General features: G+C 39.7%; 15 protein-coding genes and 1 tRNA gene. 11 read left to right on the top strand and 5 right to left on the bottom strand.

Annotated features, from left to right (window positions below; translation table 11 throughout):
• Window positions 1-97 precede the first annotated feature (97 nt).
• Window positions 98-928 (bottom strand): helix-turn-helix transcriptional regulator, encoded by an 831-nt coding sequence (locus BM163_RS07300; protein WP_089801709.1) that lies wholly within the window; start codon window positions 926-928, stop codon window positions 98-100.
• A 160-nt stretch (window positions 929-1,088) separates the two neighbouring features.
• Between BM163_RS07300 and BM163_RS07295 the strand changes: the two genes are divergently transcribed.
• The 4 genes from BM163_RS07295 (at window position 1,089) to BM163_RS07280 (ending at window position 5,364) form a co-directional block, all read left to right on the top strand.
• Window positions 1,089-3,362: a beta-L-arabinofuranosidase domain-containing protein gene (locus tag BM163_RS07295; RefSeq protein WP_089801707.1), complete on the top strand. Its 2,274-nt coding sequence runs from the start codon at window positions 1,089-1,091 to the stop codon at window positions 3,360-3,362.
• Window positions 3,363-3,503: 141 nt separating this feature from the next.
• Window positions 3,504-4,262: a type I methionyl aminopeptidase gene (map, locus tag BM163_RS07290; RefSeq protein ID WP_089801705.1), complete on the top strand. Its 759-nt coding sequence runs from the start codon at window positions 3,504-3,506 to the stop codon at window positions 4,260-4,262.
• Between the two features lie 124 nt (window positions 4,263-4,386).
• Window positions 4,387-5,073: an AzlC family ABC transporter permease gene (locus BM163_RS07285; RefSeq protein WP_089801703.1), complete on the top strand. Its 687-nt coding sequence runs from the start codon at window positions 4,387-4,389 to the stop codon at window positions 5,071-5,073.
• Window positions 5,074-5,364 carry an AzlD domain-containing protein gene (locus BM163_RS07280; RefSeq protein WP_089801701.1) on the top strand — a complete coding sequence of 97 codons (291 nt, stop codon included), beginning with the start codon at window positions 5,074-5,076 and terminating at the stop codon, window positions 5,362-5,364.
• Here BM163_RS07280 and BM163_RS07275 read toward each other — a convergent pair.
• On the bottom strand, window positions 5,349-6,212 hold the full coding sequence (locus tag BM163_RS07275) for a cation diffusion facilitator family transporter (RefSeq protein WP_089801699.1): 864 nt from the start codon (window positions 6,210-6,212) through the stop codon (window positions 5,349-5,351). The two genes, BM163_RS07280 and BM163_RS07275, sit on opposite strands and share 16 nt — an antisense overlap.
• Before the next feature lie 323 nt (window positions 6,213-6,535).
• On the opposite strand from BM163_RS07275, the gene BM163_RS07270 reads away from it, so the two are divergent.
• From BM163_RS07270 to fumC, 3 genes are all read left to right on the top strand, one after another.
• Complete coding sequence (locus BM163_RS07270; RefSeq protein ID WP_089801697.1) at window positions 6,536-6,778, top strand: IDEAL domain-containing protein; 243 nt, start codon at window positions 6,536-6,538, stop codon at window positions 6,776-6,778.
• Window positions 6,779-6,915: 137 nt separating this feature from the next.
• Window positions 6,916-7,704, top strand: a complete 789-nt coding sequence (locus BM163_RS07265; protein WP_089801695.1) for a M15 family metallopeptidase — start codon at window positions 6,916-6,918, stop codon at window positions 7,702-7,704.
• An 84-nt stretch (window positions 7,705-7,788) separates the two neighbouring features.
• On the top strand, window positions 7,789-9,147 hold the full coding sequence (gene fumC / locus BM163_RS07260; protein WP_089801761.1) for a class II fumarate hydratase: 1,359 nt from the start codon (window positions 7,789-7,791) through the stop codon (window positions 9,145-9,147).
• A 119-nt stretch (window positions 9,148-9,266) separates the two neighbouring features.
• Here fumC and msmX read toward each other — a convergent pair whose 3' ends face one another.
• Window positions 9,267-10,370, bottom strand: coding sequence for an ABC transporter ATP-binding protein (gene msmX, locus BM163_RS07255; RefSeq protein WP_089801693.1), 1,104 nt, complete (start codon window positions 10,368-10,370; stop codon window positions 9,267-9,269).
• Window positions 10,371-10,607: 237 nt separating this feature from the next.
• The gene (locus tag BM163_RS07250) at window positions 10,608-11,501 is read right to left on the bottom strand and encodes a PucR family transcriptional regulator (RefSeq protein WP_089801691.1); all 894 of its coding nucleotides are present in this window, start codon (window positions 11,499-11,501) and stop codon (window positions 10,608-10,610) included.
• A gap of 314 nt (window positions 11,502-11,815) precedes the next feature.
• Here BM163_RS07250 and BM163_RS07245 point away from each other — a divergent pair, with 314 nt between their 5' ends.
• Window positions 11,816-12,160: a YlbF/YmcA family competence regulator gene (locus BM163_RS07245; protein WP_089801689.1), complete on the top strand. Its 345-nt coding sequence runs from the start codon at window positions 11,816-11,818 to the stop codon at window positions 12,158-12,160.
• Window positions 12,161-12,263: 103 nt separating this feature from the next.
• On the opposite strand, the gene clpP is transcribed toward BM163_RS07245, so the two are convergent.
• Entirely contained in the window at window positions 12,264-12,845 is a 582-nt protein-coding gene (gene clpP, locus BM163_RS07240; RefSeq protein ID WP_089801687.1) for an ATP-dependent Clp endopeptidase proteolytic subunit ClpP, read from the bottom strand.
• A 282-nt stretch (window positions 12,846-13,127) separates the two neighbouring features.
• On the opposite strand from clpP, the gene BM163_RS07235 reads away from it, so the two are divergent.
• The 3 genes from BM163_RS07235 (at window position 13,128) to BM163_RS07225 (ending at window position 14,709) form a co-directional block, all read left to right on the top strand.
• Window positions 13,128-13,200, top strand: a tRNA-Arg gene (locus tag BM163_RS07235).
• 110 nt (window positions 13,201-13,310) lie between these two features.
• Window positions 13,311-13,520 carry a hypothetical protein gene (locus tag BM163_RS07230; RefSeq protein ID WP_089801685.1) on the top strand — a complete coding sequence of 70 codons (210 nt, stop codon included), beginning with the start codon at window positions 13,311-13,313 and terminating at the stop codon, window positions 13,518-13,520.
• A gap of 235 nt (window positions 13,521-13,755) precedes the next feature.
• A complete protein-coding gene (locus tag BM163_RS07225; protein ID WP_089801684.1) occupies window positions 13,756-14,709 on the top strand; it encodes an L-lactate dehydrogenase in 954 nt (317 codons plus the stop codon).
• Window positions 14,710-14,905: the final 196 nt, after the last annotated feature.

Raw genomic sequence — 14,905 nt, 5'->3', positions numbered from 1 at the left:
CTTTTTATTTTTATAGTGAAGGCGCGTGTTGTTCCGTGATTTAATATAGAGAGTGGCAGCTTCTTTAAAGTGTCTTGTGAATGGCTACCTAGCGGCGTTACAGTTGTTTTAAGTAGTGCTTAGGTGCGTAACCGGTGTATTGTTTAAATACACGACTAAAGTAGTACGGGTTAGGAAAGCCGAGGCGTTCACTTACTTCTGTGACATTAAGTTGTTCGTATTGAAATAATTTAATCGCTTGTTCGATGCGATAAGTATTTTTGGCTTGTTGAATCGTCTGACCGGTTGTTTGTTTAAAGACGGTCGAGATGTAACTATAGTTTAAATGAAGACTAGAAGCAATGTCTTTACTTGTCACATGACCTTTGTGAAGTTCGATTAGATCAAAGACCGCCTCAGCAATCGTTTGGTGGGGAGCATTTACGTGTTGATTCATTCTCACTAAGTCAAAAAACAAGTGATACGCTTCGATCGATTGTCGTACACTCCCTTCACGCTTGGCGTAAAGCAACTGTTTGAATCGATCAATGAATGGCCCTTGCTGGTGAATATGCCCCTGTTTATTTAAACGCAGTTGTTTATGGTAATACGTCTTTGGTGTCATAAATGCGGCCCGTTCTGGTCTAAAGGTGTCGTGATGTAACGTGTCGTGCTGGAAAAAGTGTACGTAGTACCATCTTGTCCCAGAAGAAAAAGGCACTTTGCCGTAATGGTGGACACCCGCATGTAAAAACAGATAATCACCCGCTGTTAAATAATAATCTATGTCAGCTTCTGTCACCTGGATGCTCCCAGATTCAACGAAAATAAAGACATGTATATCTTGTAGAATACGTGATAGATGGGTAAAGTGATCGTCTTCAATCGTTAAATATCCTGCTTCATTAATAAGTGGTAGTTGATCGACGTTCAATATTACTTCTGTCATTCGGATCACCCTTTCGCTTAATAGTATAACAAAACTAACTGAAAAAAAGATAGGTTTATCTAAACGAAGGGCATGGAAACACGGCTAAAAGATAGCGATAATGAACGCGTGGGCTTTAAAAAAAGCCACGTAAATCATGTAGCTAGAGAGGATGACGGAGATGTTAGACGTAACATTAACTGAGGGGATATTTAAAAAGTCGGAAGCCACTGGCTTAACATTTTTACTTGATTTAGATATTGATCGATTAATCGCACCATGTTATATAGCGGCGGGACTTAAACCGAAAAAGCCACGTTACGGTGGATGGGAGTCGATGGAGATTGCTGGTCATTCACTTGGTCATTATTTATCCGCGGCAAGTATTATGTATAAAACGACAAAACATCCTGTGTTAAAAGAGCGCATTGATTACGCCATCATGGAACTTAGTGACTTACAGGCACAGTCAGAAGATGGTTATGTGAGTGGCTTTAAACGGGACTGTTTTGATGAGGTGTTTACAGGCGAGTTTAGGGTGGCGCCTTTTTCACTAGGTGGGTCGTGGGTGCCTTGGTACAGCATACATAAAATCTATCAAGGCTTAATTGATGTCTATCATTTTACTGGTTTAATGCTTGCGAAAAAAGTGGTCTACCGTTTAGCTAATTGGGCTGAGCGTGGGTTGAAAAAATTATCAGATGCCTCTTTTCAGCGTATGTTAATATGTGAATTTGGGGGTATGAATGAGGTTTTTGCGGATATGTATTTACTAACAAACGAAGTCCGTTTTCTTGAACTCGCCGAACGGTTTCAACATCAAATTATTCTAGAACCGCTAAGTAAAGGCATCGATGATTTAGCTGGGAAGCATGCGAATACACAAATACCGAAACTGATCGGTACGGCAAAATTGTATCAAATAACAAAGAAAGAGCGCTATAAAAAAAGTGTGATGTTTTTTTACCGGGAGGTGATGGATCATCGAAGTTATGTTATTGGTGGAAACAGTATCGGTGAACACTTTGGCCCTTCAGGTACAGAGCCTTTAGGGATTCTCACAACAGAAACGTGTAATACGTATAATATGATGAAGTTGAGTGCGATGATATTTGAATGGGACCAGCAGTCACAATATTATGACGATTATGAGCGGGCCCTTTATAATCATATTTTAGCTTCGCAAGATCCTATTTCAGGAGGGAAAACATATTTTGTGGCGACAGAACCGGGACACTTTAAAGTCTATTGTGATAAAGAAGATAGTTTTTGGTGTTGTACCGGCACTGGTATGGAAAATCCAGCGAGATATTGGACAGATATTTTTAAACAGATTGATGATACGTTATACGTGAACTTATTTATTAGTGCCCGCGTGACGCTAGAAGAAGCGGCCATTCAATTTCAACAAACGACGGCCTTTCCCTTTGATGAGACAGTGCGACTCTCTGTCTCAAGTGGCAATGGTATCAAGTTAACTGTTAAAGTAAGACAGCCCGCGTGGATTAGTGAACCGATGACTGTGGCTGTAAATAATCAAGTCGTTTCATCGTCGATTGAAGCGGGCTATATAACAATCAAACGCACTTGGTATGAAGGTGATGAGTTAACGTGGCGTTTGCCACAATCTTTGCATATTTATCATAATAAAGATGCCAAAGAAAAAGTGGCGTTCATGTATGGGCCGCTCGTATTGGCCGCAGCTTTAGGTAAAGAGCAGTATCCCGAGACAGATATCGTGGGAGATCATCAGATTTACAATCATCACCCGCTTATTCATGTCCCGCCATTAATTACAGATGAACCATTAATAGACATCTTGACGTGCATGGATGAGGAGACGCTGACCTTTCGTTCGTTACCTGTTGTTGGTGAGACGGGTGAGTGTTATACATTTAAACCGTTCTTTATGATTCATCATGAACGTTACGCCCTTTATGTTGACGTCCTTTCAGAAGAAGCGGCGCGCACATACACTAGAGAAGCTGAAGAATTAAAGCAGTTATTGCTTTTAAAGACTGTTGATTATGTCACACCAGGTGAGCAACAACCCGAAACAGATCATCATTTGGTGGAAGTTCATTCACGCATGGGTTACGTGCCCAGTGTCGACCGACACTGGCGAGATGCTTATGACCATGGGTATTTTAGTTATCGATTAAAAACAGCAGCAACCCCACTATTGCTTCGGGTCACGTATTTTGGTGGGGATGATAATGTCTATATCAATGACGTCATGTATCCGCGATTATTTGATATTTTAGTTGATGGTATCTCGATACAAACCGTTCATTTACAGTCAGAAGCACCAGGTGAGTTAGTTGAGCGTGATTATGTTCTGCCTGAGCAGTTAACGAAAGGAAAACAGCATCTAGAAGTGACATTCCAATCACGTAAGCAGACGGTCGCTGGTGGGATTTATGGTGTGCGTCTATTAAAAAGGGAAGCAGAGTAAACGCTTGTTATTCATGTGTTCATACCTATAAGGCCTACGTTTAGCTGCGTGGGTCCTTCTTTTTAGGTGTTCCACCTTTTTCGCTCCCCATTTATAAACGAAATATGTTATAGTATGAGAGGAAGAAAGGGGAAGAAGCAAATGATTGAACGAAAAAGTAAACGAGAAATAGAAATGATGGCTGAAGCAGGGAGATTACTTGCTAAGTTGCATAAAGAAATTGCCAAAATGATGAAACCAGGTATCACAACTATAGAAGTCGATCGCTTTGTTGAAAAGTACTTAGCTGAACACGGGGCGACTGCCGAGCAAAAAGGATATCAAGGTTATGAGTATGCGACGTGTGCATCGATTAACGATGAAATTTGTCATGGCTTTCCTCGAGATGAGGCATTAAAACAAGGTGATATCGTGACAATTGATATGGTCGTTAAATATAAAGGTGGTTTAGCCGATTCGGCATGGACTTATGTCATTGGTGAAGCGGACGAAAAAACGCAGAAATTACTTGATGTAACAAAAAAATCACTCTACCTAGGTATTGAACAAGCGCAAGTAGGTAACCGTGTTGGTGACATTGGTCATGCCATTCAAACGTATGCCGAAAAAGAAGGCTACAGTGTTGTACGTGATTTTACCGGACACGGCATTGGTCCGACGATTCATGAACAGCCACACATTCCGCACTACGGTCTGCCAAATAAGGGTGCGCGTTTAAAAGATGGTATGGCAATCACGATTGAACCGATGTTAAATGAAGGCAAATGGCAGAGTCAAATGGACGATAACGGTTGGACGGCACGTACAATTGATGGTTCGCGTTCAGCACAATATGAACATACCATTATTATCACAAAAGACGGCCCGTTAATTTTAACAGAACAAGACGATGTCGAGTAATGGATGTTATGAAAGAAAAAGGCTAGCCAATATGGCTAGCTGTTTTTTTATAGGATGAAGAAGAGAAAATAGATAAAAGAGATAGGTGAAAAACAATACATAGCCTATTCTAAAGGGGGAAAATATGAAGACACACCCAGTGAAAGAAGCTTTAATTACCGCCACACCCATTATGATTGGCTATTTACCGATTGCGCTCGCTTACGGGGTACTCGCTAACCAAGCAGGCCTCAGCCTAGTGGAATTAACAGCGATGAGTGCGCTTGTCTTTGGTGGAGCGAGTCAATTTATGATTTTAAACATGCTACTTGTGCAAGCTGTTTTTATTGAGCTTGTATTAGCGACGTTTGTGCTTAATTTTCGTCATTTCGTTATGTCATTATCGATGAGTCATCGGATGCGTCACTATACGTTATTAGAAAAGATGAGCTTTGGTGCGTTTACTACCGACGAATCCTTTGCGATTTTAAGTACTTTAAATAAAGCCAAGCATACCCCTGCAAGTTTTTATGTGACGCTCCATCTCGCCGGCTATTTTGCCTGGGTCATCGGCTCATTTTTAGGTGGAGTGATTGGGTCATTTATACCGGAGGCGCTTGGTCAAAGTTTTGGCATCAGTTTATATGCCATGTTTATTGCACTTTTAGTGCCGCCGGTAAAGAAGGAGTGGCGTTACGGCGTCGTTGCGATACTGGCGATGCTCCTTAATTATCTATTTGTTCCTTTGTTATCTGAAGGCATGCGGATTGTCTTAGCTACACTTCTTGCTAGCGGTGTAGGTGTTATTATTCGAAAGAAGGAGGTGCTCTAGGTGCCAGTATTATTACTCATTTCTTTATGGTTTGTGACGATCGTGCCGCGTATTCTTCCGCCTGTCATTGTTGATAAACTTTATGTCCCGCCACTTGTCGGTGAGTTTTTAAATCTCATTCCTTATGCGACCTTAGGAGCATTAATCTTTCCGGGAATTATTCAGGCTATCCCTGATCAACCTGTTGTCAGTATCATAGGTGGTGGGACCGCTTTTATCCTGACCTTGTTTCGTGTGCCACTCGTCTTTGTCGTTCTCATTAGTATTACTGTTGTTTATTTGTTGCTGTAAGGTTCAACGTGAATGGTTGTATACTCTATGGCTAATTGATCGGTAAGTTGTGCTTCAATCCGATCGGTTATATCGTGACCTGATTTAATCGTTAGGTCAGGGTCTACATAAATAATCATATCAATCATAATATGACTTCCAACAGTACGCCCGCGAATATCAGAGACGTGTAAAACGTCAGGGTCTAATAAGACAAGGAGCTTAATTTTTTTAATCATCTCAGGGTCAAAGCCATCTGATAACGTGTGACTTGCTTGAATAAATGTGTCATAAGCTGTTTTAGCAATAAGAAGACCAACAAAAAGACTGAGGACAGGATCAAGCCAAAACAATCCAAAGCGCGTACCGATAATACCAATCGCAGCTGCAAAACTGATCAAACTATCGGCTCGGTTGTCAAGGCTGGCCGCTTTTAATGCGTGACTTTTAACAGATTGGCTAAGATTATAGTTATAACGGTAGACAATAAATAAAATAAAACCACTTATTGAAGCTACCCAAAAAGCCAACCAACCCGGTTCTGGGTAATTGCGATTGATAAGATTTGTAATTGATTGGGTTAATACTTGAATACTAACCGTTAGCATGATAAAGGATGCGACAAGGCTGGCAATCATCTCTGCCCGCGCATGTCCATAGCGATGATTATGATCAGCCGGTTTCACCGCAATACGTAAGCCAATAAAGATAATGACTGAGCTGATGACATCTGTCGCGTTATTTAACCCATCGGCACGAAGTGCTTGAGAGTCAGCGACATAGCTCACGACGAGTTTTGTTATACTAATAATAAAATAGACAATGATGGAGACGAGGGCACCTCGGCTCCCTTTTTTAAATGCATCCATGTTTTACCTACTTTCGTTCTGTGAAGCCGTTATAGCGCCTTCTGTATTTTTAGCGTTTTTTTTTAGCTAACGCATGTCTATTTACAATAGCATGCCCAACCTATGTGGGTCTAGACAAACAGTTGGGGCTGATCGCCACTTCATTTAGCGTGGCTTAAAAAGTTGACTGAGGCAACAATTTAATGCTTGTTGCATAAGATGAAAATATAAAACAAAAGCTTGGCTGTTAGCTAGTTCAAACGTTTGTGTTTAAAGTTAGTTAGAAGGGGTATATATAATTAAAATATAACTGTCTGATCAAGGGCATAAAGGAGTTGACATTGATGAAAAAGCAAAAAGTCTGTTTTACGTTACGTCGTTACAATCAGGGGTATGCAAAATACATTATCGCAAAGCGTGATTACTCATTTGAAGATGGGTTAATGGCGACGTTATTATTAGATGATTTAATTTTTCATCATAATAAACAAACGATTGATCAGGCGATAGATCAAGCCATTACTAGTGGTGATGAACACGCTTTTCAACAACTGTCTGCCAAATATCGGCATTATTTCCTTGATTGACTTAAAAAATATGTATAATGAAGATAATTAACCCAAAGGCCGTATTCAATCGACGGCCTTTTTGTATGAGTTTTTCACTAGAGACAAACATCCTCTCTATATGTTAAACTAGGTCGACGACTGTGAGGTGTGATATGATGAAAAAAACCGTGTTGTTTCTGCTGTTAGTCACTGTCTTGGTAGGCTGTATTAGCCAAGAGGTGTTGAGTGCCCGGGGGGCGCAAGGAAAGTTAGGTTTGGTTTTTTTAGAAAAAAAACCGTTAGAAATAAAGCGTGTGGAACCCGATTATTTTACACAAGGAAAAGACCCGGAAACGGGCCTTTATATTGTTAGCAATGAAAACGACATACTCGTCTATGTGAATAAATATAGACAATTACCAGACGGTTATGAACCTGAGGACTTGACTGAACCTAATGTCTGGCATTATTCGCCTGAAGGGGATAATCGGCGCTTATTAAGAAAAGAAGCATCAGAGGCACTGGAGCTGTTGTTTGAAGCGGCAAGTGAAGAAGGGATAAGGTTAGTAGCCGTTTCAGGCTATCGTTCACATGAAAGGCAAGCTGCCATTTATGCGAGTAATGTCGCAAGTAAAGGTCAAACGCATGCGGATCAGTTTTCTGCAAAGCCGGGTACGAGTGAGCACCAAACGGGATTGGCTATGGACGTCTCGGTAGAAGGAAACGATGAGGTTTTGTTAAGCCAACGGTTTGGTGAGACAGAAGCAGGGATGTTTGTCGCAACTCATGCACACCGGTTCGGATACATTATTCGCTACCCAGAAGGAAAAGAAGAAATTACTGGGTATAATTATGAACCTTGGCACCTGCGTTATGTTGGACAAGAAGTCGCAACGGAACTGTATGAACGTGAACTGACGTTAGAAGAATATTTTGGTTTTGATTACCCAGGCAATGAGCGCTAAGACATTGTCTGGTTTTTTTGTGTTATAATAAATGTAAAGAAAATGCCGAAACATTCAGTTAATCATGAGGTAAAGGGGATGGACATGATGGTTAGAAAAGTACGTGATGCGTTTGGGGAAATGGAAGTGAGTGAAGCTGTTTTCTACGGTGCACAAACAAAAAGAAGTTTAGATAACTTTCCTATTGGTACAGAGAAAATGCCGAAACAGTTAATAGAAGCCTTTGTAATGTTAAAGCGAGCGGCCGCAAAAGCCAATCATCGCTTAGGGACACTGTCACTTGAGAAAAGTACGCGTATTGTAGACGCCTGTGATCAATGGCTTCATCAACCAGACTATCAACATTTTCCTTTAGTTGTTTGGCAGACTGGATCTGGGACACAAACAAACATGAATGTGAATGAAGTCTTAAGCTTTTTAGCATCAGACAACAAGGTCACCCTCCACCCAAATGATGATGTGAATAAATCTCAAAGTTCAAACGATACGTTTCCAACAGCAATGCATGTCGCAACTGTATTAGCACTAACTGATCGATTATTTCCTGCTTTGGAGAGGCTGATTCAAACAGTGAAAGCTAAACAACACCAATTTGCTGATGTTGTTAAAATAGGTCGTACGCATTTACAAGATGCGACACCTCTTACAGTAGGACAAGAATTTAGTGGTTACTTAGCCATGTTGGAAAAGATAGAACATATGCTGATTCAAGATATGGATGGTTGTTTTGAATTAGCGATTGGTGGCACGGCGGTAGGAACGGGATTAAACGCCCCGGTGGATTTTGGAGACGAAGTGGCACATGCGCTTTCGCGCTATACGGGTTTACCGTTTCGAAAAACAGACAACCACTATCATGGATTAACAAGTCATAGTCAATTAGTACATTTGCACGGGACAGTTAAAGCACTTGCGATGGATTTGTTTAAAATCGGCAACGATTTACGCTACCTGTCTAGCGGTCCGCGTGCCGGCTACGGGGAATATACATTGCCAGCAAATGAACCAGGAAGTTCTATTATGCCAGGGAAAGTAAATCCAACCCAAATTGAAGCTATGACAATGGTCTGTAGTCAAGTCTTAGGGAATGATACGACGATTAGTTTTGCGGCAAGCCAAGGGCAATTTCAGTTAAACGTCTTTAAACCAGTAATTATTTATAACGTCCTTCAGTCGATTGAGCTATTAAGTGATGCGATGGATAGTTTTAATTTACGCTGCCTTTCAGGTTTAACGATTAATGAAGAAGTAGTGAAAGCATCCGTAGCACAATCGTTAATGCTTGTGACGGCTCTGAATCCACACATTGGCTATGATAAAGCAAGTGAGATTGCGAAATACGCCCATCTAAAGCAGACAGATTTGAAGACAGCGGCTTTAGCACTTGGTTATGTGACAGAAGAGGCATTTGATCAATGGGTAGACCCGACAAAAATGATTTAGTCGTTGGAAGTATGCAAAATAGAGGTGCATAAAAGAGGACTATTAAAAAAAACGGCAATAAAATTGAAAGAAGGCGACTCCTAAGGAGTCGCCTCTTCATGTATATAAGGGGGTATACACTATTTAATACGTTCTTCAGTATCTTTATCAAAGAAGTGGCACTTGTGCATGTCAAATGCTAACTTAAGTGATTCTCCACCGTGGATATCTGTACGTGAATCAACACGTGCAACGAAATCTTGCTCATCTAATTTAGAGTATAAGTAAGACTCAGAACCCATTAATTCAGCTACTTCGATTTGAGCTGTTAATGTAGAACCTGGGTTAGCATCTACAAATACTGGTTCATCATGAATGTCTTCTGGACGCACACCTAAAATAGTTTCTTTACCAATGTAGTTTTGTTCGCGAAGAACTTTCATTTTTCCTTCTGGTACTTCAATCAATGTTTTAGGTGACACACGGAAACCATTTTCTTCTAATGTACCATGGAAGAAGTTCATCGCAGGTGATCCGATAAATCCACCAACGAAGACGTTGTTTGGTTTGTCGTATACTTCTTTAGGTGCACCCACTTGTTGGATTAAACCATCTTTAAGTACAACAAGGCGTGTGGCCATTGTCATCGCTTCCGTTTGATCGTGTGTTACATAAATTGTTGTTGTTTGTAAGCGTTGGTGTAGTTTTTGAATTTCTGCACGCATTTGTACACGTAGTTTCGCATCAAGGTTTGATAACGGCTCATCCATTAAGAATACTTTCGCATCACGAACGATGGCACGACCTAGAGCTACACGCTGACGTTGACCACCTGAAAGTGCTTTTGGTTTACGATCTAAGTATGGTTCTAGACCTAGAATTTGTGCAGCATTTTTAACGCGGCGATCAATTTCGTCTTTTTTGAACTTACGCAATTTAAGACCAAAAGCCATGTTGTCATAGACATTCATGTGTGGGTATAATGCGTAGTTCTGGAATACCATTGCGATGTCGCGGTCTTTAGGTGCAACGTCATTCATTAATTTATCATCAATATAGAATTCACCAGCTGAGATTTCTTCTAAACCAGCGATCATACGAAGTGTTGTTGATTTACCACAACCAGATGGACCAACGAAAACGATAAATTCTTTATCTTTAATTTCAAGATTAAAATCGTCTACCGCCTTAACTCCGTCTTTTTCATAAATTTTATCAATATGTCTCAAGCTTAATTCTGCCATAGTAATAGTTCCTCCTTAAAATGTGTGAAAGCGTTTTTATTTGATGCCTTAAGTCTACAAAAAAAATGGCTGAGCGTAAATGGACAAGATGCACAAAGAAAAAAATCCGACATTGTGCAACGCTTACATGATGAAGGGTTAATTCTAGTCGTAACGAAATAAAATACGCTTTCTCCCCAGTCATATCAGTGGTTTCGTGAGAGTGAACAAAAAAAGATCTAGCAGCAGGCAAAGTGCCTAAGCTAGATCAATTTGACGTTTTAATAGAAGGATTAAATAGACAGCAACAGCACCCTCAAATTGTTTGACATCAACTTCTGTCTTTTCAACAAACTTATCAATCCGGTATTGTAAACTATTTCGATGCATGTACATTTCTTTTGCGGCAAGTGAGGCGTTTGAATTTGCCTCTAAGAACGTTTGAATGGTGCGGAGTAATTCTTCGTCTTTAACCGTTGACTTTAATACGGCCTCAATAAGGAACTGAATAGCTGTTTGATCTTTGATAACGGACATTAGATAAGGCACAGAAGAGATGTATGTCATCACGGGTTTCGTATTAAAATGTTGAATATGGTGAAATTGTTCATCCATCCAGTGGTGATAATCATGCGCTCTTTTTAGGTCGCGTAAATATGGTCCGATAAAGAAGTGAACATCGATAAAAAAGTCACTCGTAAAAACTTCAATCATTTCAAAGAAGGTGATTGTGTCATCTTCGTCTGGGCGTTCTTCTTCTATAATGACACCGTGCTTTTGACTTGAGAAGAGAATCACGGGTTTATAAGAATACATCCCATAAATAGCTTCTCTAAAATCGTTAGGGTCACTTAAGGCGTCAGATAGTGAGAAATAAATGAAGCGGTACTCTTTAGGTGCTGCTGAGATAAAGTTTGTGCCTTCAAAAATCCAATCATACCATGCCTGTTCACGTTCGGTGACTGGTGGGTAAGCACCGTGGTAAGGTGTAAGTAATAAATCGAGTAACTCGTGCTCTTTTTCTTTAATTTCGTTTTCTAGTATACCGATAAGTTGATTGTCTGATGTTGTAAACCAATAGTAAGGTCCTTTTCCTTGGCGTTCTTCATCAGTGATTAAGCTTGGATAGAGCGCTTTTAAGCGTTTAATCATGGTTCGTCATCCCTTCGTTGCGTGTGTCTCTTAGTGATGCTTCAGTTGATCATCATTTGGCAAGCACGTATGAACCGAGAAAGTCATGGTGCTATGATTACCATATTACTAGTAGTATAACAAAAATAGCAAACATCAGGGAACCTTTAGTTGTTAATTATGCTGCTGGAGCTTTAGAACTAAATAAAAAAACGAGAGAAAAACAAAAAAACTTAACCGGTATCGTTTGGATTACGTTTAGAAGTTTGTTATAGTTAAACAGGAAGTTAAAAGAAGACCAACTTGGTCAGTAAAAACTAGGAGGATTTTATTTTATGTCTAACGTACAACAATCAGCAGAACAATTAGCAGAAGCGATTCGCCAAAGCGAGGAATTTTCAACACTTAAAGAAGCGTATGAGGCTGTTATGAATGATGACATCGCTAAGAAAATGTTCGATGATTTCCGTAACACACAAATTGAATTACAACAAAAACAAATGCAAGGTCTAGAAATTACCGAAGAAGAAGTAGAAAAAGCACGTAAAGTTGTTGAAACAGTTCAACAACACGAAGCAATTTCTAAGCTAATGGAAGAAGAACAAAAAGTGAACGAATTTATTAATTCTATTAGCCGTACAATTACTAAACCATTAGAAGAATTATATAACCAACAATAATCCTAGGTGTCTATCTCAATAACAAGAGGTAGGCACTTTGTTTATACATTTAAAAAAGCGAAGGGACAATGTGTCTCTTCGCTTTTCCTAAAAAATTTCAGGCTTATTTTTTCTCCATGACTTTGTCAATGAGACCATAATCAAGTGCTTTTTGTGCGGTCATAAAGTTATCACGATCAGTGTCTCGTTCAACGACTTCGATAGGTTGTCCAGTACGTTCAGAAAGAATTTCATTTAATTTATTACGCATCTCAATGATGCGATTTGCATGAATTTGAATATCTGACGCTTGACCTTGCGTTCCGCCTAATGGTTGGTGAATCATGACTTCAGAGTTTGGTAACGCATAACGCTTCCCTTTTTTTCCTGCAGCAAGTAAGAATGCGCCCATGGATGCTGCCATACCGACACAGATGGTTGATACATCTGGTTTGATGAACTGCATTGTATCGTAGATGGCCATACCTGCGGTAATCGATCCGCCTGGTGAGTTAATGTAAATCGAAATATCTTTGTCTGGGTCTTCTGCCTCTAAGAAAAGCAATTGAGCCACAATCGAGTTAGCCACATTGTCATCAATGGCACTGCCTAACATAATGATGCGGTCTTTAAGTAGACGTGAATAAATATCATAAGCACGTTCACCGCGGTTTGTTTGTTCAATAACTGTAGGGATTAAATTCATATATATTCCTCCTTAAAATGACTTAACTGAGTTTAATACGTGTGTAACATTATCATAGCTAAAAGGTCAAAAAAGGTCAAATAAAAACCACTCACTGCTGTCTTTTTTCTTCCCAACTTACCTTTTGTTTAAACCTACTCGGATATTATAACAGAGATTTTCATCTTGTGTGTAGTGAATCAACCAAAACAACTGGAACATGATATTTGTAAGCAGCAAAAAAAAGAAGCATTGAATTTTTATAGTGATTCGGTTATAATGATTTTTGTTCGATTAAAATATGCGCTCGTAGCTCAGGGGATAGAGCATCGGTTTCCGGTACCGTGAGTCGGGGGTTCGAATCCCTCCGAGCGCGCTTTGTTAGACAGATGGTCTCATCTGTCTTTTCTATATAATAAAACTATAGATAGTAACAAAGTGTATAGTAGTGATCGTTGCCGTTTTAATGAAAGTACGAGGTGTGAAATGAAAGTAATAGTATGGGTCTTTGTCACGCTGTTGTTAATCTGGGAGATCGTAGAGTTGCGGGGGATTTTTGGCTACTCGTTGTTCACCCAAAACAGTTTGATTTTGTTATCAAGTAGTTATTTTTTCTATTTACTTGATGTTGCCATCGATGTAAAACAGATCAAACGTCAGCTGATGATTATCTTCAAAAATACGATGCAAGATTAAGGCCTTACATGAGTGTCTTAGTCTTTGTTTGTCGGATAAGAAATAACTAACAATCCCATCCAACATTTGCGTAGTCAGTGTTGGATGGGATTGTTTTGTTTTTTTTGGTTTTAATGTGCACGTATTTTTTTATACATATTTGTTAATAAACAAACATATTGTTTGTGTGATTCGGGTATAGTAAAAAAGTAAGAGGCAGAAACCTCTTAAATAAAGTTTTAAGGAGTGTTGTAAGATGCATCAGAAATCAAATAAAACGAAAAAAGTAGCTATTGTTGGAACAGGGTTTGTTGGTTCTAGTTATGCTTATTCATTAGTAAATCAAGGAACAGTCAGCGAACTGGTTCTTATTGACTTAAATAAAGAACGTGCAGAAGGTGAGGCACAAGATTTAAATCATGGTGTCCCTTTTGGTTCGCCGATGAAAATTAAAGCGGGTGACTATGGGGATTGTCATGATGTGGATCTAGTTGTCATCACTGCTGGTGCAAACCAAAAACCAGGAGAAACGAGACTTGATTTAGCGAGTAAAAACGCTAAAATTATGCGTGGCATCGTAAAAGAAATCATGGCCTCTGGATTTGATGGCATCCTTGTCGTCGCATCAAATCCAGTTGACGTCATGACGCACGTTGCATATGAAGCGTCAGGTTTGCCAAAAGAACATGTAATTGGATCGGGAACGATATTAGATACCGCTCGATTCCGTTATTTGCTCAGTGACTATTTCCAAGTAGATTCACGAAATGTCCATGCTTATATCGTCGGGGAACATGGGGATTCTGAGTTGCCTATTTGGTCGCATGTTACGATTGGTGGCTTACCGCTAAATGTGTACGGTAAACTAAATAACTTCTATGAAGATCGCGATATGCAAGCTATCTTTGAAAATGTTCGGGATGCAGCCTATCAAATTATCCAGAAAAAAGGTGCGACCTATTATGGTATAGGTATGGGTCTTGCGCGCTTAACTAAAGCATTGCTTTACAATGAAAATTCTATTTTAACCGTTTCAACATATTTCCAAGGTGAGTACGATATTGATGGCGTATTTATGGGGATTCCTGCTGTTGTTAATGCAAATGGTGTGAGGGAGATTTTACGATTGAACCTACCAGAACGTGAGCAAAAACAACTTGAGAATTCAGCAGATATCTTACGAAACATGTACAACAATTTAGATAAATAATAACGTGAACCTAGTGAGAAGGTATAGTTAGACGCAGTTTTCTTTTGAGCTATACCTTCTTGCTGCAGTTTACAAAGCGTTGCTTTTAAGTGGGATAAGAAGCGGATAGGACGAAAAAACTTGTCATTCACTGTCATCTCTGATAATATTATGGGTGTTGGGTATTATTTTGTTCTAAGCGGGACAAAATGTTGAC

This window comes from Halolactibacillus alkaliphilus (assembly GCF_900115465.1).
In the GTDB taxonomy this organism is placed as follows: Bacteria; Bacillota; Bacilli; order Bacillales; family Amphibacillaceae; genus Halolactibacillus; species Halolactibacillus alkaliphilus.
Note: the sequence above shows the minus strand (reverse complement) of the source record. Positions and strands in the feature narration are given on the sequence as shown.

Excerpts from the sequence above, each read along its gene's own strand:
- BM163_RS07300 (WP_089801709.1), bottom strand. The coding sequence starts at position 928 with ATGACAGAAGTAATATTGAACGTCGATCAACTACCACTTATTAATGAA.
- BM163_RS07295 (WP_089801707.1), top strand. The coding sequence starts at position 1,089 with ATGTTAGACGTAACATTAACTGAGGGGATATTTAAAAAGTCGGAAGCC.
- map (WP_089801705.1), top strand. The coding sequence starts at position 3,504 with ATGATTGAACGAAAAAGTAAACGAGAAATAGAAATGATGGCTGAAGCA.
- BM163_RS07285 (WP_089801703.1), top strand. The coding sequence starts at position 4,387 with ATGAAGACACACCCAGTGAAAGAAGCTTTAATTACCGCCACACCCATT.
- BM163_RS07275 (WP_089801699.1), bottom strand. The coding sequence starts at position 6,212 with ATGGATGCATTTAAAAAAGGGAGCCGAGGTGCCCTCGTCTCCATCATT.
- BM163_RS07270 (WP_089801697.1), top strand. The coding sequence starts at position 6,536 with ATGAAAAAGCAAAAAGTCTGTTTTACGTTACGTCGTTACAATCAGGGG.
- BM163_RS07265 (WP_089801695.1), top strand. The coding sequence starts at position 6,916 with ATGAAAAAAACCGTGTTGTTTCTGCTGTTAGTCACTGTCTTGGTAGGC.
- fumC (WP_089801761.1), top strand. The coding sequence starts at position 7,789 with ATGATGGTTAGAAAAGTACGTGATGCGTTTGGGGAAATGGAAGTGAGT.
- msmX (WP_089801693.1), bottom strand. The coding sequence starts at position 10,370 with ATGGCAGAATTAAGCTTGAGACATATTGATAAAATTTATGAAAAAGAC.
- BM163_RS07250 (WP_089801691.1), bottom strand. The coding sequence starts at position 11,501 with ATGATTAAACGCTTAAAAGCGCTCTATCCAAGCTTAATCACTGATGAA.
- BM163_RS07245 (WP_089801689.1), top strand. The coding sequence starts at position 11,816 with ATGTCTAACGTACAACAATCAGCAGAACAATTAGCAGAAGCGATTCGC.
- clpP (WP_089801687.1), bottom strand. The coding sequence starts at position 12,845 with ATGAATTTAATCCCTACAGTTATTGAACAAACAAACCGCGGTGAACGT.
- BM163_RS07230 (WP_089801685.1), top strand. The coding sequence starts at position 13,311 with ATGAAAGTAATAGTATGGGTCTTTGTCACGCTGTTGTTAATCTGGGAG.
- BM163_RS07225 (WP_089801684.1), top strand. The coding sequence starts at position 13,756 with ATGCATCAGAAATCAAATAAAACGAAAAAAGTAGCTATTGTTGGAACA.